The following is a 17843-nucleotide window of genomic DNA, read 5'->3' as shown; positions in this document are numbered from 1 at the left end:
AGGCTGGGGCCTCAAGCGGCTCTTGTCCCGTTCCATAACCGGAAGATCCCAGCCTTCGCTGGGATGACGCACGGTTCCGGCTAACGCGATCGAATGAAGTCCTGCGGCAGCCGCTAGGCGGGACGTACTACCCCCCGAACGTCCGCGGGGCGGGGCTGACCGTCACCGCGCCGCCGGTGCGCACCTCCTGTACCTCCAGCGCGCGTTCGGCGATGCCGTCGCGGCCGAAGCGGAATGCGCCGTCCAGCCCGGCAAAGCCGTCCTCGCCGCGCAGGCGGCTTTCGGGAAAGTCGCGGCCGATCGGCCAGTCGCGGGCAATCCGCACCGTCAGCAGCACCGAATCATAGCCCAGACTCGACAGCCGGTACGGCGCGGCGTTGAAGCGCGAGCGATATTTGGTCGCGAACTGGCGGTAGAGGGTGTTAGAGACGCTCGCATACCAAGCGCCGTTGAGCGCCGTCATCGACCCGAGGCCGGTCTCGGTATTCCACAGCTCGGTACCCAGTACCTTCGCGCTGCGGCTGGGCGACTTGCGGATCGCCGGCACCGCCAGCGCCGCGGTGCCGGCCTGATCGGCGATCAGCACCGCTTCATAGGGCGAGGTGCGCGACAGGCGGGTGACGGCGGCGGCGACCTGCCCACTGCCGCGATCATAGGTCTGGATCGACACGACCTGCCCGCCCGCCTGTTCGACGGCCCGCAGAAAGCTGGTCGAGGCGCGCTGGCCATAGACGCCCGCCGGTACCAGCCCGGCGAACTTGCTGATCCCGCTGGTCCGCGCGAAGCCGACCACGCGCTCGATCGACTGGGCGGGCGTGTAGCCCAGCAGATAGGCGCCATTGCCCGCGACCGACACGTCGTTCGAATAGCTGATGACCGGCACCTTCGCACCGCGTGCGATCGGCGCGACCGCACGGACGTCGTCGGCGAGCAGCGGCCCGAGGATCAGGCGGTTGCCCTCGGCGATGGCGCGCTGCGCGGCGGCGGCGGCACCGGTCGCGGTATCATAGGTGGTGATTCGCACCCGTTCGCTGCGCGTGTCGAGCAGCGCCAGTTGCGTCGCATTGGCGATCGAGCGGCCGACGCCGCCATTGGGACCGGTCATCGGCACCAGCAGCGCGACGCGGTGACGCTGCGTATCCTCGGGGATGCCGCCGGTCACCGGCGCGGGCCGAGTCGGTTGCGGGCGGGTGGTCACAGGCGGCGCCTGTTCGACCGGCCCCTTGGGCACCAGCGTGGCGCAACCCGCCAGCAATGCCGCGCCCAGCAGCGCCGTGGCGCGCGCGAAATGGTGCCGCCATTGCCGGGGCGCTATCGTGTCTGCCATGACCCTATCCCTGATGACCGAAAAACTTGCCCCCGGCCTCTACATCGTCGCGACCCCGATCGGCAATCTCGCAGACCTAAGTCCGCGCGCCGCCGATATTTTGTCCCGTGCCGACATCATCGCGGTGGAGGACAGCCGGGTGACCGCCGGGCTGCTCCGCCATATCGGCGTCAAGCGGCCGATGATCCCCTATCACGACCATAATGCGGAGGGGATGCGCCCCGGCCTGATCGCGCGCCTGGCATCCGAAGCGGTGGCGCTGGTGTCGGACGCCGGCACGCCGCTGATTTCCGATCCCGGCTACAAGCTGGTCCGCGATGCGCGCGCGGCGGGACATGCGGTGGTGACGATTCCCGGCCCCTGCGCGGCGGTGGCGGCGCTGACGCTGGCCGGGCTGCCGACCGACCGATTCCTGTTCGCCGGCTTCCTGCCGCCCAAGGCCCATGCCCGCGCCGAATCGATCGCCGAAATCGCCGCCATCCGCGCGACGCTGGTCCTGTACGAAAGCGGCCCGCGCCTGTCGGCGACGCTGGCGGCGCTGGCCGAGGGGCTGGGCGACCGCGACGCGGGCGTGGCGCGCGAGATCACCAAGAAGTTCGAGGAATGCGTCACCGGCACCTTGTCGACACTCGCCGCGCGGTATGCCGAGGCACCCCCTAGGGGGGAAATCGTGATCGTGGTCGCTCCGCCCGGCGCCCCGCCCCCGGCGACCGAAGCCGACGCCGACAGCGCGCTGCGCGAGGCGCTGACCCGGCTGCCCGCATCGAAGGCGGCGGGCGAGGTCGCCAAGGCGCTGGGGCTGGACCGGCGCAAACTCTATGCGCGGGCGATGGCGTTGAAGGGGGAGTGAATCAGGCGGCGATCGTGCCGAACGCCTGCGTCTGCAGCGGGCGGACGGCGGCATTGATCGGCAGCGTGTCGCCGCAACAGGCGCATTCGGCGATGATCCGTCCGACAAACCATTGCGAAGCGCCGCAGCTGGGGCAGCTATTGCGCCCATGAAGCGCGTAAAGCGGCACACGCGTATGGAATTGGACGGCTCGTTCCATGGCATTCTCCCTGATGAAAAGGGAACGCCACCACTGCCGCGCAGTTCCGTGTCGAAGGTGCGGGAAAATCGACGAAGCCACCAAAGGTTCCGGACATTGTGCCACGGTCGGACAGTGTGACGAACCGGTCCGCCGCAATCCCGGTTACGCGTGGGTCCGTTCGTCCAGCAGGCTGTGCGCGTCAAGTCCCAGCAGCACGATATGTGCGCGGATGCGCGGCCAGTGTCCGGTCAGGAACCGTTCACGCTCGGCGACACGTAGCCGCTCGACCGCGCCCGGCAGTACGAACATACCGACGCCGCGCCGCACCTCGACATAGCCATCGTCCTGAAATGTCTGATACGCCTTGGCCACGGTCAGCGGATTGGCGCCATGTTCGGCGGCAAAAGCGCGGACCGAGGGCAGTTGGTCCCCCGCCCGATATTCCCCGCGCAGGATCGCCGCCGCGATCAGCGCGCGCAGGCGAAGATAGACGGGCGTGTCCTCATGGTCGATCGCTGTCATGCTGACTTAATACAGCAATGGCCGGGAAAGTCCATCGGTTCAGCCGGCCCAAACCGTACGAACGCGCGCCAGATCGGGACGCGGCCGTTCGTCGAGGGGGCGACCCGGCGACCCGATATAGACGAACCCGGCAATCGCTTCGTCGGCAGAGCCGAAGGCGTCGCGGACGCGGGGGCTGAACGCCGCCCAGCCGGTCAGCCAGCTGGCGACATAGCCCATGGCGTGCGCGGCGTGGAGCAGGTTCATCGTCGCCGCCCCCGTCGACATCCGCTGCTCCCATAGCGGGATGTGGCTTTCGACCGGCGACGACAGAACGACGATCAGCGCCTGCCCCTCCTGCGCGAACCGGTCGCATGCTTCGAGTTGCGGTTCGGTCGCGTCGGGATTTTCGTCGGCATAGGCTCCGCGCAGCAACGCCGCGAACGCCGCGCGCCGGTCGCGCGGGATCACCACGAACCGCCATGGCGACAGCTTGCCATGGTCGGGTGTGCGTGCGGCAATGGCGATCATGTCGTCGATCTCGGCGTCGCTCGGTCCGGGCGCGACCATGTCGCGCGGCTTGCCCGAACGGCGGGTTTTGAGGTGGCTGAGCAGCGTCGAACGGTCGTTGAAGGTCATCGCCGGGACGTAGGGCGCCGCCCGCGTCCGCACAATGCGCTTGGCATTGCCGTTTCTTGCGTTACGAATTGGCGACAGGAGACGGGCGCGTAGCAGCCTGATCAGGATACCCAGAGACAAGGGGCGACAGCGTGCCTGAATTCAAGGCTTTTGCACTATGGAACGAGGCCGACTGGATCGCGGCGATCGCGACCTTCATCCTCGCCGCGTTCCTCGCGGGCGGCTTGGCGGTGGGGTTCAGCCGCAAACCCGAATTCGCCGGCCACCCGCGCGGCCTGTACATGCTGTTCTTCGCGGAGATGTGGGAGCGGTTTTCCTATTACGGGATGCGCGCCATCCTGATCTTCTACCTGACGCAGCATTGGCTGTTCAGCGACGGCAAGGCGAACCTGATCTATGGCGGCTATACCGCGCTGGTCTATATCACGCCGGTGCTGGGCGGCTATCTCGCCGACCGTTATCTAGGACAGCGTAAAGCCGTGCTGTTCGGCGGTGTCCTGCTCGCCTTCGGCCATCTGTTCATGGCGTTCGAGGGGTTGGAGGGCGTCACCGACGCCGCCGTCAAACAGGCCGATCCCGCGATCAACGTCTTCTGGCTGGCGCTCGCGCTCATCATCGTCGGATCGGGCTTCCTGAAGGCCAATATCTCGGTGATGGTCGGACAGCTCTACAAGCTGACCGATATCCGCCGCGATTCCGCCTACACCGTCTTCTATATCGGCATTAACCTGGGCGGTGCGGCAGGGTCGATCCTCGTCGGCTATCTAGGACAGACGATCGGCTGGGCGTTCGGCTTCGGCCTCGCCGGCATCGGCATGGTCGCGGGCCTGCTGGTGTTCGTGGTCGGCAAGGGGCTGCTCGGTGGCAAGGGCGAGGCACCCGATCCGGCGGCGCTCAAGCGGCGCGTGGCCGGCATGCCGTTCGAATGGCTGCTCTACGGCACCGGACTGCTGGCGACGCTCGTGATGTGGGGCCTGATCCAGTATCAGGACGTGATCCAGACGCTGCTCATCATCTCGGGCGTCGGGCTGCTCGGCTATGTGCTGTTCGAAGCGTTCAAGCTGGAACCCCATGCGCGCGACCGGATGTTCGCCATCCTTTTCCTGATCGCGCTCAACCCGATCTTCTGGGGCCTGTTCGAACAGGCGGGTGGCAGCTTCAACCTCTATACCGACCGCTTCGTCGATCGCGGCGGGGTGCCGGCGGCGCTGTTCCAGTCGATCAACTCGATCTACATCATCCTCTTGGGCGCGATCTTTGCCGGCATCTGGGCGTTCCTCGCCAAGCGCGGGCGCGAGCCGTCGGCACCTGCCAAGTTCGCGCTGGCGCTGATGCAGGTCGGACTTGCCTTCCTCGCCTTTGTCTGGGGCGCGAACAGCGTCGGACCGGAAGTCGCGACGCCGGTCGCGTTCGTCTTCCTGTTCTATTTCTTCCAGACCACGGGCGAGCTGTGCCTGTCGCCGGTCGGGCTGTCGGCGATGAACCGGCTGGCCCCCAAGCACCTCGCCTCGCTCATCATGGGTGCGTGGTTCTACATGACGGCGGTCGGCAATTTCGTCGCGGGCAAGATTGGCGAGGCGACCGGCGGCCATGACGGCGAAATGACCAAGGAAGGCACGCTCGCCGTCTATACCACCATCGGCCTGTGGACGATCGGCATCGGCGTGGTCGTGCTGCTACTGTCGCCGATCGTGAAGCGGTGGATGCACCTCGACACGCTGAAGGACGATGTCGACCACAGCCTGGCGGGCGAGGCGGCGATCGGCGAGCCGAAGGCGGCGGGCGTCGACGTGTGGAAGGAACAGCGCTGACGCGGTCGCAACGCGGGACGGTTCGTAGCGACCGTTCCGCGTTGTACCGGGATGCGGCAACGTCGGATGCGTGCTAGCCGCACCCGATGATCCGGTATCGCGACGACATCGACGGGCTGCGCGCGGTCGCCGCGCTGCTGGTCGTCGCCTTTCACTGCGGCTTTGCGAAGTTCGTCCCCGGCGGGTTCGTCGGGGTCGACATCTTCTTCGTCATTTCGGGCTATCTCATCACCGGCATCGTGCACGGCGAGGTGCAGGCCGAGCGCTTCTCGCTCTGGCAATTCTACGAACGGCGGGTACGGCGCATCTTTCCTGCGCTGATCGCGGTCTATGTCGCGGTGCTGCTGGCGTCGTTCGTGCTGTTGTTCCCGGCCGAGACCGCGCAACAGGCAAAGAATGCGACCGCGTCGATCCTGTTCGTCTCGAACGTCTATTTCTACCTCGGCACCGATTATTTCGATACGGCCTCGCGGTTCAACGCGCTGCTCCACACCTGGTCGATCTCGGTCGAGGAGCAATTCTACCTGTTCTTCCCGCCGCTGCTGGCATTGGCCTATCCCCGGTTCCGCGCCGCGCTGAAGCCGCTGGTCGTCGTCATGCTGGTCGCATCGCTGGCATTGGCGCAGTGGCGGGTCGCCGACGATGCGTCCGCTGCCTTCTACCTCGTCCAGTATCGCGCATGGGAGTTGATGATCGGCGCGGCGCTCGCGCTCGGCATGGTGCCGGCGGTGCGGCATCGCGGCGTCGCGGAACTGGTCGCGGTGGTCGGCGTGGCGCTGATCGTCGGCAGCATCTTGCTGCTCACCGGCGACAGCGTGTTTCCGGGGCTGGCCGCCGCGCCGGCCTGTATCGGCGCCGCCTGCCTGATCTGGTCGGGTATCGCCGGGCAGACTCTGGTCGGGCGGGCCCTCGGCCCTGCGCCAGCGCGGTTCGTCGGCCGGATTTCCTATTCGCTCTACCTTTGGCACTGGCCGCTTTGGGTGCTGGGCGGGCAGCTGCGCGAGATCAAATCGCTTACCGGATCGGCGGCGTTCCTGCTGCTGTCGCTGGTGGTCGCGGCGATTTCGTGGCGGTGGATCGAACAGCCCTTCCGCCGGCGTGATCCGGCGATCGCGCCCAGCCGCGCCGTCCTGATCGGGGTCGCGGCGATGCTGGCGACGCTGGCCCTCGTCCTCGCGATGCCGCTGGTGGCGCGTGCCTATTGGCAGGTCCCGGCGCAGGTCGAACGCATCGGGCAGTTCGTCCGCTACCGCGGCGCCCCCAATTCGCGCGCCGGGCAATGTTTCCTGACCACGCATGACAGCTTCGCGACGTTCGATCGCGACCGGTGCCTGCGCCTGTCGCCCGACCGGCCCAACGTCCTGCTGCTCGGCGACAGCCATGCCGCTCATTTCTATCGTGGCCTGACCGCGCTGCCCGGAATCAACGTGTTGCAGGCCAATGCCTCGGGATGCCGCCCGGTCGCCGATCCGGTGGGCGAGGCGCGCTGTACCGCGCTGATGCGTTACATGACCGACGATTTCCTGCCGAAGCACCGCGTCGACACCGTGATCCTGTCGGCATTGTGGCGCGACGACGACTGGCCGGCGCTGCAACGACAGATCGCACGGCTGCGGCGCCATGCCGACCATGTCGTCGTTTTCGGCCCGATCGCCGAATATGACCGCGCCCTTCCCCGTATCCTTGCCGAGGCGCTGTACCGCCGCGACCCGGCGATCGTCGCCCGCCACCGCGTCGCCCCGCGCCAGCGGCTGGACGCGGTATTCGCCGCGCGCGTACCGGCGACCGGGGCCAGCTATGTGTCGACCTATCGCGCACTATGCCCGGCGGATCGCTGCACGCTGTGGACCGACGACGGCAACCCGATCCAGTTCGACTATGGCCATCTGACTGCGCGCGGATCGCGGCTGATGATCGCGCGCATCCGCCCGGAACTGCCGTTTGCGACCCGCTGAACGACCGGAACCTGCGAAAACCCTGTTGCACTTGGCCGAAACCACGGTATGCCGGCCGCTCCCCGATCGGGGGCGCTTAGCTCAGTTGGTAGAGCATCTCGTTTACACCGAGAGGGTCGGCGGTTCGAGCCCGTCAGCGCCCACCACGGCCCGCAGCGACCGGAACGCCGGACGTCGCCCTCCCCCCGGTGGATACCGTATCTTCGATAATCCCGCCGGCCGTTGGTCCCGTATCGTACCGAAGCATCGATCCGCATCGTTTCCGTCGCGGTAACGCAATCGGTTCACATATCGCGTTAACGATTTGGCCGTAACGAAACGGAATGTGGTACATTCGCACCCCTTTCCTGTTGATCCTACAGGCTGTTGCCATTGCGGCAGCATTCGCGACCTTCACTTTCTGGCCGCCGGCCAGCGGGCGAATGCTGCTGGTGTCGCTCGACGGGTCCAGCCGCAGCGAAGTCGCGAAGATCGCACTGGCGGGCGGGGCGGCGTTGCTGCGTGCCGGCGCCCTGCCCGGTTCGATGGTGATAACGGGCAACCGTGCGGACATCGTGACGTGGCGGCACGGCCACGCCATCCTGATCCTCGCCGCATCCGGCGTGACCTGCGGGAGCGACCTTCGTGGCGAATAGGTCGCAAAACAAGGCGATGTCGGCGCGGCTGAAGGCGTTGTTCCTGTACGAACCGGCCGGTCATCTCAGCTCGCTCGACCGGATGCGCTACCATGGGATCAAGGCATGGGCGCTGCTCGGTTGGGTATCGCTGATCCTGCTGCTGATCGGCAATGCAATGATGGGCAGCGGGATCGCACTGCCGCTGTTCGTGATCGGCGTCCTGCTGAACCTCGTGCCGACGACGGTCGCCTTGCAAGGGCGTTACGACGCGACCGCCCGTACGCTGATGGGCACGTTGGCGAGTTCGATCCCGGCGATGCTGGTATTCCTGCTGCGCGGCCATACGTGGCAGATGGACGCGCATATGTATTTCTTCGTCGGCATGGCGGCGCTGGTCGTACTGGCCGACTGGCGACCGATCGCGGTGGCGACGGTGCTGACGGCGCTGCACCATGTCCTGCTCGAATGGCTCGCCCCCGACTATGTGTTCACCGGCGACGGCAATATCGGGCGCATCGCGTTCCATGTCGTTGCGGTCGGGCTGCAATTCGGGACGCTGACGGTGCTGACCATCCAGCTGTGTCGATTGTTCGAAACGCAGGATCGTGCGGTGCTGCGCGCGCGCGAGCTAGCCAAGGCTGCCGCCGACGGGCAGCGCCGTACCGAAGAGGCGATGCGCCTCGCGCGGGCCGCCGAACAGGATGCCGCCGAACAGCGGCGGCGGCGCGAGGAACAGGCCGTGCGCATCGCCGACGATCGGCACCGCGAGCTGGTGGAGCTGGCACGGCAGTTCGAACGATCGGTGACGACCGTCGTCCGCAGCGTCAGCGACACGACCCACCAGCTGGAGGGCGCAACCAAACGACTGGAGGACGCGACCGGACTGGCACAGTCGGAAGCGGTGGAGGCTTCGGTCGGCGCCCATCAGGCGACCGAGGATCTTGCATCGGTCGCCGCATCGATCCGTGATCTGTCGGCGTCGATCTGGACCATCGCCGCGGCGGCGGAACAGCAGGACGACCTGACCGGCACGGCCAGCGGGCAGGCGGCGCGCAGCGTGCGGACCGTCGAAATGCTGGAGAAACAGGCGGTCCAGATCGAAGGATTTCTGGCCGATATCCGCGCCATCGCGTCGAAAACGAACCTGCTGGCACTGAACGCCACCATCGAGGCTGCCCGCGCCGGGGAAGCCGGTCGCGGCTTTGCGGTCGTCGCGAGCGAGGTGAAGGCGCTGTCGGCCGATACCCGCCGGGCCAGCGACCGAATCAGCGCGCTGATCGGCGGCATTCGCGGTGGCGTCGCCGATACCAGCGACAAGCTGCGATCGGTGCACCAGTCGATCGAGGAGGTCGCGGCCGCCGCCGCAGGCATCGCCGCCGCAGTGCGCGATCAGAGCGTCAGTTCGCGCGCGGTTGACGACGGCGCCGCCCGCGTCGCGGCGGCGGCGGCAGCGGCCGGACAGCAGCTGGAAACCGTCGCCACCGCCGCCAGCGCCGCGTCTTCGCTATCGGCGGCGGTGCGGGCCAGTATCGGTCAATTGGCTGGCAGCGCGGGCGACCTGCGCCAGTCGACCGATCAGTTCGTCGCCTTCCTCCGCACCGATCAGGCCCAGCCGAGCCCGGCCCGCGCCACCGCCTCGGCATAGCCCTGCATCCCGGCGACGCCGCGCGCGGTCAGCACGATGAACGCGCGGCGCTTGTCGGCCGGATCCTCCTGCCGCGCGACCAGCCCGGCATCGGTCAGCGTCGTGATCCAGCGCAGCGCGGTAGTCGGCGGCACGGCGGAGGCGATGCACAGGCTCGATACCGAGACATTGCCCCCCTCCAGCCGCGCGGCGAACAGGTCGAGCAGCATGTCCCACGCCGGATCGGCGAACAGGTCGGGGGCGAAGAACTGGTTGCGCAACCGTCGCGCCCGAATCGCGCCACGCACCGTCGCCGCCGATACCGCCGCCACCGGCCCGTCACCGGCATCGGGCGCGACGAAATCGTCGGTGCGGTCGCGTACGCCATCGCCGGTGTCGCCGTCGCGGGCGAGCTTGGCCAGTGCCTCGGCGATACGCGCAACCTCGGCATTCAGCCGCCGCAGCCGTTCGGCGTCGCGTTCGGCCGCGCTGAACCCCGCACCGCTGCCCGTGCCCAGCACGATCGCCGCGATCCGTTCCTCGGGCCGCGCCTCGCACAACAGCGTCGCGGGTCCGCCGAGGAGATGCAGCGACACCATGTCGATCGCCTCCACGCCGAAGCTGACCACCAGTTGCGCCCGGTCGCGCTCCGCTCGTGCCGCCAGCAACGGCAGCGCGCCGTCGAGCGTCCCGATGGCGACGCCGGTCGCGTCGACCAGCAACAGGTCGGTATGGGTGATGTCGTCCAGCGCCTGCGCCAGCCCGGCAAAGCCGATCGTCGCCGCGACCGCGACCCCGGCATGACCCGCCGCCGCCTGCGCATCAGCCGCCGCCAGCGCATCGTCGGCGACGATCACCGCCCGCCGCGTTGCCGTCGATTGCCGCTCAAATCCTTCGAAACCCGTCACCGCCTGCCCCTTCGCCTCGGCGACGCACGCCGCGTCGCAACCGTTGCGATGGAGCAACGAACCGCGTCAGTCCATGGCCTTGACGATCTCCTCGACCATCTTCTTGGCATCGGCCAGCAACATCATGGTGTTATCGCGGTAGAAAACTTCGTTGTCGACCCCGGCATAACCGACGCCACCCATCGATCGCTTGATGAACAGCACCGTCTTCGCCTTTTCGACGTCGAGCACCGGCATGCCATAGATGGGCGAGGTCTTGTCGGTCTTCGCCGCCGGGTTGGTCACGTCGTTGGCGCCGATGACGAAGGCGACGTCGGTCTGCGCGAATTCGGAGTTGATGTCCTCCAGTTCGAACACATCGTCATAGGGCACGTTCGCTTCGGCGAGCAGCACGTTCATATGCCCCGGCATCCGCCCCGCGACCGGATGGATCGCATATTTCACGCGGACGCCATGTTCCTTGAGCTTGTCACCCATTTCCCTAAGCGCGTGCTGTGCCTGCGCCACCGCCATGCCGTATCCGGGAACGATGATGACTTGTTCGGCCTGTTGCATCAGGAACGCGGCATCCTCGGCCGAACCGCGCTTCCACGGCCGGTCGATGGCAGTCGCGCCGGCACCGCCACTGTCGGTCGCGCCGAAACCGCCGGCAATCACGCTGATGAAGCTGCGGTTCATCGCCCGGCACATGATGTAGCTGAGGATCGCGCCCGACGATCCGACAAGCGCACCGGTGATAATCATTGCGGTATTGCCGAGCGTGAAGCCCATCGCCGCCGCCGCCCAGCCCGAATAGCTGTTGAGCATCGACACCACGACCGGCATGTCCGCCCCGCCGATCGGGATGATCAGCAGGAAGCCGATCGCGAACGACAGGACGACAATCGCCCAGAACGGCCATGCGTCCTGCGAATGCGCGAACTGCGCGACCAGCAACAAGATGGCGGCCAGCGTGGCGAGGTTGATGACATGGCGACCGGGCAGCAGGATCGGCTTGCCCGACATACTGCCGTTCAGTTTGAGGAAGGCGATGACCGATCCGGAAAAGGTGATCGCACCGATCGCGACGCCCAGCCCCATCTCGACCTTGCTGATCGGATTGATGACCTGGAACGGCTCCCCGATCATCGGCACGACCAGCGACGAAATGCCGAACGCAGCAGGATTGAGATAGGCTGCGACTCCGACCAGCACCGCAGCGAGGCCGACCAGCGAGTGGAAAGCGGCGACCAGCTGCGGCATCGCGGTCATCGCGATGCGTTTCGCGGTGGTCAGGCCGATGACGGCGCCGATCACAATGGCGGCGAGGATTTCAGCGGCGCTGGCCCAGTCGATTGGGTATCCGTCGGGGCATAGTCGTTCACCGACTTCGCATGCGTCGGTCCAGCCTTCGGTCGAACCTGGCAAATGGGTCAGGATCGTGGTCAGCACCGCGATCCCCATGCCGATCATGCCAAGGCGATTGCCCCGCCGGCTGGTCGCGGGCGACGACAGGCCGCGAAGGGCAAGGATGAAGCACACCCCCGCCACCAGATAGGCAAGGGCGACCCATGGATTGACCGGTGCGGCCTCGTGCATCCCCGTCACCCCTTCTTCTTGTACATGGCGAGCATCCGCTCGGTCACCGCGAACCCGCCAAAGATATTGATGCTGGCCAGCACGACGCCCAACAGCCCCAGCCACTTCGCCCCCGGCACCCCGGCGGCGGCGGCGGCGATCAGCGCGCCGACGATGATGACCGAGGAAATGGCGTTGGTGACCGCCATCAACGGCGTGTGCAACGCCGGCGTCACCGACCACACGACATAATAGCCGACGAAACAGGCGAGGACGAAGATCGACAGGATCGAGAGGAAGTCCATGATGCTCCTTTCAATCCTCCCCGGAACGGGGAGGGGGACCAGCAGCAGGCTGGTGGAGGGTGCGGGCCACAAGCGTCGCGATCGCGTCGGCCACCGCACCGGCATCCGCGATCACACGGCGGGCGGCAATCCGAACGACGCGATACCCCTGCTCGCGCAGGAACCGCAGGCGGGTTTCATCCCTCGCAGGACGATCGGCACGGTCATGTGCTTCACCGTCGATCTCAACGATCAGCCGCGCTTCACGGCAGTAAAAGTCGACCACATAGGGGCCGACCGGATGCTGGCGACGAAACTTCGCGCCTGTTTCGCGCCCCCGCAGCTTTTGCCACAACATGGCTTCGGGAGGAGACAGGGCGCGGCGCAGGCAGCGAGCGAGCGCCACCTCCGGACGTAACTCGCGTGAAAGCCCCCCTCCACCGGCTGCGCCGGTCCCCCTTCCCGTGCCGGGGAGGAAAGGGGCGGCACCTTCCCTCACCGCTTCGCCAGCACCAGTTCCGCCAGCAGCCGCTGGATCGCCGCCGGATCGGCGTTGCGGCTGACCTTCAGCGACAGCGGCATCGCCTCGCCGGTCACCCACAGCTTCAGGTCGCTGTCGAGGTCGAACGTCCCCGCGCTTTCGACCGAAAAGCTCTGGATCGAGCGATAGGGGACGCTGCGGAACGATATCTTGGAACCGGTCAGCCCCTGTACGTCGACCAGTACGAAGCGGTAATTCGTCAGGAAGGCGGTGTCGCGCAGCGAGCGGAACGCGGCCAGCACTTCCTCGCCACCGATCAGGGCGTGGCCGTACTTCTCGCGGATTTCGGCCGGGTCGACTTCATGGCTGCTGAACAAACCCATGGCGTTTCCCCTGTCAAATCAGTCGGTCAGGCGCGGATGGACGACCTGGCCGTCGCGGGTGAGCACGATCGCCTGGGTCACTTCGTCGTCGGGGGGCAGGACGGGACGACCGGCATCCTTGTCCCAATAGGCCGACAGAAAGTTGTAAAGGTTACGCGCAAAGAGTGCCGATGCGTCCGCCGCCAGACGGCTGGGGACGTTGCGATGGCCGACGATGTTGACACCGTGACGCTGTACGACCTCGCCCGCGACCGATCCCTCGACATTGCCGCCCTGTTCGACCGCGAGGTCGACGATGACGCTGCCCGGCCGCATCGAAGCAACCTGTGTGTCGGTGATCAGGCGAGGCGCGGGCCTGCCGGGGATCAGCGCGGTGGTGATGACGATGTCCTGTTTGGCGATGTGACCGGAGACCAGTTCGGCCTGTGCCGCCTGATATTCCGCACTCATCTCTCCGGCATAGCCGCCCGCACCCTCGCCCTCGATCCCCGCCACCTTCTCGACAAAGATCGGCTTGGCGCCGAGCGACAGGATCTGTTCCTTCGTCGCCGAACGGACGTCGGTGGCGCTGACCTGCGCGCCCAGCCGCCGCGCGGTCGCGATCGCCTGCAAGCCCGCCACGCCCACACCCATCACGAACACGCGCGCCGCGCTGATCGTGCCGGCCGCCGTCATCATCATCGGAAAGGCGCGACCATATTCCGACGCGGCATCCAGCACCGCCTTATACCCCGCCAGATTGGCCTGCGACGACAGGATGTCCATCGACTGGGCACGGGTGATGCGTGGCATCCATTCCATCGCCAGCGCCTCGACGCCCAGCACGGCATAGCCCGCGATCCGCGCGCGGTCGGCAAAGGGGTTCAGCCCGGCGACCAGCCACGCCCCCCGCTTCGCCCCAGCCAGACTGTCCGGCACAGGCGGCGCCACGCCCAGCAGGATATCCGCATCGGCGATCGCCCCGGCCCGGTCGGAAACGGTCGCGCCCATCGCGGCATAGGCGGCATCGTCGATCGACGCACCGGTCCCCGCCCCCCGTTCGAGCGCGACCGTCGCGCCCAGCGCGATCAGCTTCTTGACGGTTTCCGGGGTCGCGGCAACCCGGCGTTCGCCGGCGGCCTGTTCGGCAAGGACCGCGATGCGCATCTCAGCCCGCGATCAGCCAGATGACGAACGCGGCAAGCACGGCACAGATGATCGTGCCCCAGGTGAACCAGCGGATGAAGCTGTTATACGTCCCGGCATGGGCGGGGGTGTGACCGTCGCTCGCCATTGATGAACCTCTCCATACTGTCTCGTTCAGGCAACTCTAACGCAGGTTGGACCAAGAACAAGCCCCGCACCGCCCCTGACAGTTTTCCTTGCCGTCTTAAGGCGAACTTTACGCCCGCTGGCGCAAGACGGTGTCGATCCGGGACGGCAGGGACGTGGAAACAGCAATGACGCGAGACGGACAGCGAGTGCTGATGGTGATCGACGACGAACCGGCGCAGCGCCGGTTGGTCGCGGCGATCGCGGGGCGGCGCGGCTGGCGGACGGTATTCGCGAGCGACGCAGCGGCGGCGCTCGCCATGCTGAAGACGCCCGACGGGCTGGCGCTCGATGCGGTGCTGCTCGACCATTGGTCGCCCGATGCCGATGCGCTGGCGCTGATCGCCGATCTGCGTACTGCCCGGCCGATGCTGCCGATCCTGATGCTGACCGCCAACGAATCGGTCGCCGGGGCGGTCGCGGCGATGCGCGCCGGGGCCAGCGACTTTCTGGTCAAGCCGCTGGCCGCCGAACGCCTGCTCGCCGCACTGGAGGCGGCAGCGGGGGCGAGTGGCGACGGCGAACTCCGCCCCCTCACCGAAAAGCTGTCGGCATCGCTGGCGTTCGACGAGATCGTCGGATCGGCCCCGCAATTCCGCGCGGCGCTGGCGATCGCGGCGAAAGCGGCACGCGCCCGCGTGCCGGTGCTGATCGAGGGTGAGAGCGGCGTCGGCAAGGAAGTCGTCGCCGAGGCGATCCACGCCGCCTCCCCCCGCGCCCGCAAACCGATGGTCCGCGTCAATTGCGGCGCGATCGCCGCCAATCTGGTCGAAAGCGAGCTGTTCGGCCATGAGAAGGGCGCGTTCACCGGCGCGTTCGAACGCAAGGCCGGCCGGTTCCAGGAGGCGGACGGCGGCACCATCTTCCTCGACGAGATCGGCGAGATGCCGTTCGAGACGCAGGTGAAGCTGCTGCGCGTGCTGCAATCGGGCGAGATCCAGTCGGTCGGCGCACGCTCGACGCGCGAGGTCGATGTCCGCGTGATCGCCGCGACCAACAAGACGCTGATGGCCGAGGTCGAAGCCGGCCGGTTCCGCGAGGATCTGTATTACCGGCTGAACGTCGTGCAGGTGACGATCCCGCCGCTGCGCGACCGGCGCGGCGACATTCCGGCACTGGCCCGCCACCTGCTGGCACGGATCGCGCAGCAGCCGGGGCTGCGGCAGCTGGGCATCACCGACGACGCCATCGCGCTGCTCGAAAGCTATGGCTGGCCGGGCAATGTCCGCCAGTTGCAGAACGCGCTGTTCCGTGCGGCGGTGCTGTGCGAGGGCGACGCGCTGACCCGTGGCGATTTCCCGCAGATCGCCCAGATCGCACAGGGCGAGGCGCCGCCGCCGGTGACGCTGGTCCCGCGCCACGACATGGCGGGCGGGGTGACGTTGTTCCGCCCCGACGGCAATCTGCGGATGCTGGAAGAGATCGAGGCCGACGTCATCCGCCTCGCCATCGGCCATTATCGCGGCCGCATGACCGAAGTCGCCCGGCGGCTGGGGATCGGGCGTTCGACGCTGTATCGCAAGCTGGGCGAACTGGGGATCGATCAGAGCGCGGCGTGAGATTGGGGGCTATTTCGCAAGCCTGGCTCGACAAAGGCAAGGATCTGGCGCCAATCGACATTGCGTCGCTCCAGTGCCGCGCCGCGTCGAAGGAGCCACCAGCGTCGATCCGCTCTAGGGCCGATCGACATTCAGCCGATGGGTCAGCCGGGTCGCTCCTCTCCCTGACAAGGGAGGGGTTGGGGGTGGGTAGGTTTGGGGCTGGCCTAACGCTCCCTCGCGGACCGACCCACCCCCGACCCCTCCCTAGTCAGGGAGGGGAGAGGGCAAGCCGTCATTGAATGTCGATCCCCTCTAGGCCACCATCTCCCGCCACTCCCCCGGCGCGATCCCCTCGACCGTCCACTCCCCGACCCGCCACCGCACCAGCCGCAGCGTCGGCAGGCCGACCGCCGCCGTCATCCGCCGCACCTGCCGGTTGCGCCCTTCGCGAATGGTGATCGACAGCCAGTGATCGGGCACGGTCTTGCGAAAGCGGACCGGCGGCACCCGCTCCCATAATTCGGGCGGGTCGATCGCGGCGACCTCCGCGGGCCGCGTCGGTCCGTCGTTCAGCGTTACCCCGCGCCGCAGCCGATCGAGCGCCGCGTCGTCGCGCGCCCCCTCCACCTGAACCATATAGGTTTTCGCCAATTTGAACCGCGGATCGGCGATACGCGCCTGCAAGCCGCCGTCATCGGTCAGCAGCAAAAGCCCTTCGCTATCGCGGTCGAGCCGCCCCGCCGGATAGACGCCGGGCACCGCGACATGGTCCGACAGCGTCGCGCGCGCGCCGTCGGTCCCGCGATCGGTGAATTGCGACAGCACGCCATACGGTTTGTTGAGCAGGATCAGCCGCGCCATGCCGCCCCTGTCGGCGATCCGCCCCGCACTGTCGAGGGGAACCGACTATCGCCGCCAACCGTCCCTCCCCTATAGCCGTTCGCGACCATCGGTGGAGAAGCCCCCATGAAGACCGTTTCGACCGCTCGCGCCCATGGCGGTACGCAGGGCGTATATTCGCACGAATCGACCGCGACGGGCACGACGATGACCTTCTCGGTGTTCGTGCCGCCGCTGGAGCCCGGACAGCGCGCGCCGGTGCTGTGGTATCTGTCGGGGCTGACCTGCACCCACGCCAACGTCACCGACAAGGGCGAGTATCGCGCGGCGTGCGCCGACGCCGGGATCGCCTTCATCGCCCCCGACACCTCGCCGCGTGGCGAGGGGGTGCCGGACGATCCCGAGGGGGCGTGGGATTTCGGGCTGGGCGCCGGCTTCTATGTCGATGCGACCGAGAACCCGTGGGCGAAGCAATACCGGATGCGCTCCTATATCGAGGATGAGCTGCCCGCGCTGATCACCGCCGAGTTTCCGATGCTCGATTGCAGCCGCCAATCGATCACCGGCCATTCGATGGGCGGGCATGGCGCGCTGACTATCGCGCTTCGCAATCCCGACCGTTTCCGATCGGTCTCGGCCTTCGCGCCGATCGTCGCCCCGTCGCAGGTGCCATGGGGGCACAAGGCGCTGGGCGGGTATCTCGGCAACGACCGCTCGGCATGGCGCGCGGCGGATGTGGTCGCGATGATCGAGGACGGCGCGCGGGTGAAGGAAATTCTGGTCGATCAGGGGGATGCCGACAATTTTCTGCGCGAGCAGCTACGGCCCGAGTTGCTGGCAAAGGCGTGTGCCGATGTGGGGATCGACTGCACGCTCCGGATGCAGCCGGGGTACGACCATAGCTATCACTTCATCTCGACCTTCATGGCCGATCATGTCCGCTGGCATGGGCTGCGGTTGAAATAACGCAAGCCCCTCCCTGACAGGGGGGACTGTTTACACCGGCAGCATTTTGGATTCTTGTCTGTTCCCG

The 17843-nt window shown here is 67.2% G+C and carries 19 protein-coding genes and 1 tRNA gene; 8 read left to right on the top strand and 12 right to left on the bottom strand.

The features are described from left to right. Nucleotides 1-127: 127 nt before the first annotated feature. Nucleotides 128-1327 carry a penicillin-binding protein activator gene (locus tag ASE59_RS04760; protein WP_056452949.1) on the bottom strand — a complete coding sequence of 400 codons (1200 nt, stop codon included), beginning with the start codon at nucleotides 1325-1327 and terminating at the stop codon, nucleotides 128-130. 13 nt (nucleotides 1328-1340) lie between these two features. Between ASE59_RS04760 and rsmI the strand changes: the two genes are divergently transcribed. Beyond that, complete coding sequence (gene rsmI, locus ASE59_RS04755) at nucleotides 1341-2177, top strand: 16S rRNA (cytidine(1402)-2'-O)-methyltransferase (RefSeq protein ID WP_056452946.1); 837 nt, start codon at nucleotides 1341-1343, stop codon at nucleotides 2175-2177. A gap of 1 nt (nucleotide 2178) precedes the next feature. On the opposite strand, the gene ASE59_RS04750 is transcribed toward rsmI, so the two are convergent. The 3 genes from ASE59_RS04750 to ASE59_RS04740 all read right to left on the bottom strand — a co-directional run bounded on the left by ASE59_RS04750 (nucleotide 2179) and on the right by ASE59_RS04740 (nucleotide 3498). Next, entirely contained in the window at nucleotides 2179-2376 is a 198-nt protein-coding gene (locus ASE59_RS04750; RefSeq protein ID WP_056452943.1) for a hypothetical protein, read from the bottom strand. Nucleotides 2377-2520: 144 nt separating this feature from the next. Next, nucleotides 2521-2880, bottom strand: a complete 360-nt coding sequence (locus ASE59_RS04745; RefSeq protein WP_056452940.1) for a GntR family transcriptional regulator — start codon at nucleotides 2878-2880, stop codon at nucleotides 2521-2523. 39 nt (nucleotides 2881-2919) lie between these two features. After that, nucleotides 2920-3498, bottom strand: coding sequence for a nitroreductase (locus ASE59_RS04740; RefSeq protein ID WP_056452937.1), 579 nt, complete (start codon nucleotides 3496-3498; stop codon nucleotides 2920-2922). A 131-nt stretch (nucleotides 3499-3629) separates the two neighbouring features. On the opposite strand from ASE59_RS04740, the gene ASE59_RS04735 reads away from it, so the two are divergent. The 5 genes from ASE59_RS04735 to ASE59_RS04715 all read left to right on the top strand — a co-directional run bounded on the left by ASE59_RS04735 (nucleotide 3630) and on the right by ASE59_RS04715 (nucleotide 9526). Beyond that, entirely contained in the window at nucleotides 3630-5309 is a 1680-nt protein-coding gene (locus ASE59_RS04735; RefSeq protein WP_056452934.1) for a peptide MFS transporter, read from the top strand. 86 nt (nucleotides 5310-5395) lie between these two features. After that, the gene (locus ASE59_RS04730; protein ID WP_056452931.1) at nucleotides 5396-7264 is read left to right on the top strand and encodes an acyltransferase family protein; all 1869 of its coding nucleotides are present in this window, start codon (nucleotides 5396-5398) and stop codon (nucleotides 7262-7264) included. Nucleotides 7265-7334: 70 nt separating this feature from the next. Beyond that, nucleotides 7335-7410 (top strand) — tRNA-Val (locus ASE59_RS04725). Nucleotides 7411-7587: 177 nt separating this feature from the next. Next, a complete protein-coding gene (locus ASE59_RS04720; protein WP_056452927.1) occupies nucleotides 7588-7899 on the top strand; it encodes a hypothetical protein in 312 nt (103 codons plus the stop codon). Then, nucleotides 7889-9526 (top strand): methyl-accepting chemotaxis protein, encoded by a 1638-nt coding sequence (locus tag ASE59_RS04715; RefSeq protein ID WP_235515644.1) that lies wholly within the window; start codon nucleotides 7889-7891, stop codon nucleotides 9524-9526. Before ASE59_RS04720 ends, ASE59_RS04715 begins: the two co-directional genes overlap by 11 nt. Here ASE59_RS04715 and ASE59_RS04710 read toward each other — a convergent pair. The 7 genes from ASE59_RS04710 to ASE59_RS18980 all read right to left on the bottom strand — a co-directional run bounded on the left by ASE59_RS04710 (nucleotide 9484) and on the right by ASE59_RS18980 (nucleotide 14391). Then, nucleotides 9484-10470 (bottom strand): winged helix DNA-binding protein, encoded by a 987-nt coding sequence (locus ASE59_RS04710; RefSeq protein ID WP_056452922.1) that lies wholly within the window; start codon nucleotides 10468-10470, stop codon nucleotides 9484-9486. The two genes, ASE59_RS04715 and ASE59_RS04710, sit on opposite strands and share 43 nt — an antisense overlap. Before the next feature lie 9 nt (nucleotides 10471-10479). Continuing rightward, the gene (locus tag ASE59_RS04705) at nucleotides 10480-11991 is read right to left on the bottom strand and encodes an NAD(P)(+) transhydrogenase (Re/Si-specific) subunit beta (protein WP_056452919.1); all 1512 of its coding nucleotides are present in this window, start codon (nucleotides 11989-11991) and stop codon (nucleotides 10480-10482) included. A 5-nt stretch (nucleotides 11992-11996) separates the two neighbouring features. After that, nucleotides 11997-12275, bottom strand: coding sequence for an NAD(P) transhydrogenase subunit alpha (locus tag ASE59_RS04700; protein WP_055757824.1), 279 nt, complete (start codon nucleotides 12273-12275; stop codon nucleotides 11997-11999). Nucleotides 12276-12285: 10 nt separating this feature from the next. Continuing rightward, nucleotides 12286-12612 carry an endonuclease domain-containing protein gene (locus ASE59_RS18985; RefSeq protein ID WP_235515655.1) on the bottom strand — a complete coding sequence of 109 codons (327 nt, stop codon included), beginning with the start codon at nucleotides 12610-12612 and terminating at the stop codon, nucleotides 12286-12288. A gap of 137 nt (nucleotides 12613-12749) precedes the next feature. Next, nucleotides 12750-13118, bottom strand: coding sequence for a PH domain-containing protein (locus ASE59_RS04690; RefSeq protein WP_056452913.1), 369 nt, complete (start codon nucleotides 13116-13118; stop codon nucleotides 12750-12752). Between the two features lie 18 nt (nucleotides 13119-13136). Beyond that, a complete protein-coding gene (locus ASE59_RS04685; RefSeq protein ID WP_056452910.1) occupies nucleotides 13137-14264 on the bottom strand; it encodes a Re/Si-specific NAD(P)(+) transhydrogenase subunit alpha in 1128 nt (375 codons plus the stop codon). Nucleotide 14265: 1 nt separating this feature from the next. Further along, the gene (locus tag ASE59_RS18980; protein ID WP_082458099.1) at nucleotides 14266-14391 is read right to left on the bottom strand and encodes an aa3-type cytochrome c oxidase subunit IV; all 126 of its coding nucleotides are present in this window, start codon (nucleotides 14389-14391) and stop codon (nucleotides 14266-14268) included. A 166-nt stretch (nucleotides 14392-14557) separates the two neighbouring features. On the opposite strand from ASE59_RS18980, the gene ASE59_RS04680 reads away from it, so the two are divergent. Further along, nucleotides 14558-15988, top strand: a complete 1431-nt coding sequence (locus tag ASE59_RS04680; RefSeq protein ID WP_056452908.1) for a sigma-54-dependent transcriptional regulator — start codon at nucleotides 14558-14560, stop codon at nucleotides 15986-15988. 294 nt (nucleotides 15989-16282) lie between these two features. Here the strand turns inward: ASE59_RS04680 and ASE59_RS04675 are convergent, their stop codons facing one another. Further along, entirely contained in the window at nucleotides 16283-16831 is a 549-nt protein-coding gene (locus ASE59_RS04675; protein WP_056452905.1) for a pseudouridine synthase, read from the bottom strand. 105 nt (nucleotides 16832-16936) lie between these two features. Between ASE59_RS04675 and fghA the strand changes: the two genes are divergently transcribed. Further along, nucleotides 16937-17776: an S-formylglutathione hydrolase gene (gene fghA / locus ASE59_RS04670; RefSeq protein WP_056452902.1), complete on the top strand. Its 840-nt coding sequence runs from the start codon at nucleotides 16937-16939 to the stop codon at nucleotides 17774-17776. The last annotated feature ends 67 nt before the right edge of the window (nucleotides 17777-17843 follow it).

Source organism: Sphingomonas sp. Leaf10 (assembly GCF_001421245.1).
Taxonomy (GTDB): Bacteria; Pseudomonadota; Alphaproteobacteria; order Sphingomonadales; family Sphingomonadaceae; genus Sphingomonas.
This window is presented reverse-complemented; position numbering and strand designations above follow the sequence as displayed.

What these genes read in the sequence shown, in the direction of transcription:
- ASE59_RS04745 (WP_056452940.1), bottom strand. Translation starts at nt 2,880, where the DNA reads ATGACAGCGATCGACCATGAGGACACGCCCGTCTATCTTCGCCTGCGC.
- ASE59_RS04705 (WP_056452919.1), bottom strand. Translation starts at nt 11,991, where the DNA reads ATGCACGAGGCCGCACCGGTCAATCCATGGGTCGCCCTTGCCTATCTG.
- ASE59_RS04675 (WP_056452905.1), bottom strand. Translation starts at nt 16,831, where the DNA reads ATGGCGCGGCTGATCCTGCTCAACAAACCGTATGGCGTGCTGTCGCAA.
- ASE59_RS18985 (WP_235515655.1), bottom strand. Translation starts at nt 12,612, where the DNA reads ATGTTGTGGCAAAAGCTGCGGGGGCGCGAAACAGGCGCGAAGTTTCGT.
- ASE59_RS04690 (WP_056452913.1), bottom strand. Translation starts at nt 13,118, where the DNA reads ATGGGTTTGTTCAGCAGCCATGAAGTCGACCCGGCCGAAATCCGCGAG.
- ASE59_RS04680 (WP_056452908.1), top strand. Translation starts at nt 14,558, where the DNA reads ATGACGCGAGACGGACAGCGAGTGCTGATGGTGATCGACGACGAACCG.
- fghA (WP_056452902.1), top strand. Translation starts at nt 16,937, where the DNA reads ATGAAGACCGTTTCGACCGCTCGCGCCCATGGCGGTACGCAGGGCGTA.
- ASE59_RS04700 (WP_055757824.1), bottom strand. Translation starts at nt 12,275, where the DNA reads ATGGACTTCCTCTCGATCCTGTCGATCTTCGTCCTCGCCTGTTTCGTC.
- ASE59_RS18980 (WP_082458099.1), bottom strand. Translation starts at nt 14,391, where the DNA reads ATGGCGAGCGACGGTCACACCCCCGCCCATGCCGGGACGTATAACAGC.
- ASE59_RS04685 (WP_056452910.1), bottom strand. Translation starts at nt 14,264, where the DNA reads ATGCGCATCGCGGTCCTTGCCGAACAGGCCGCCGGCGAACGCCGGGTT.
- ASE59_RS04760 (WP_056452949.1), bottom strand. Translation starts at nt 1,327, where the DNA reads ATGGCAGACACGATAGCGCCCCGGCAATGGCGGCACCATTTCGCGCGC.
- ASE59_RS04720 (WP_056452927.1), top strand. Translation starts at nt 7,588, where the DNA reads ATGTGGTACATTCGCACCCCTTTCCTGTTGATCCTACAGGCTGTTGCC.
- ASE59_RS04740 (WP_056452937.1), bottom strand. Translation starts at nt 3,498, where the DNA reads ATGACCTTCAACGACCGTTCGACGCTGCTCAGCCACCTCAAAACCCGC.
- ASE59_RS04750 (WP_056452943.1), bottom strand. Translation starts at nt 2,376, where the DNA reads ATGGAACGAGCCGTCCAATTCCATACGCGTGTGCCGCTTTACGCGCTT.
- ASE59_RS04730 (WP_056452931.1), top strand. Translation starts at nt 5,396, where the DNA reads ATGATCCGGTATCGCGACGACATCGACGGGCTGCGCGCGGTCGCCGCG.
- rsmI (WP_056452946.1), top strand. Translation starts at nt 1,341, where the DNA reads ATGACCGAAAAACTTGCCCCCGGCCTCTACATCGTCGCGACCCCGATC.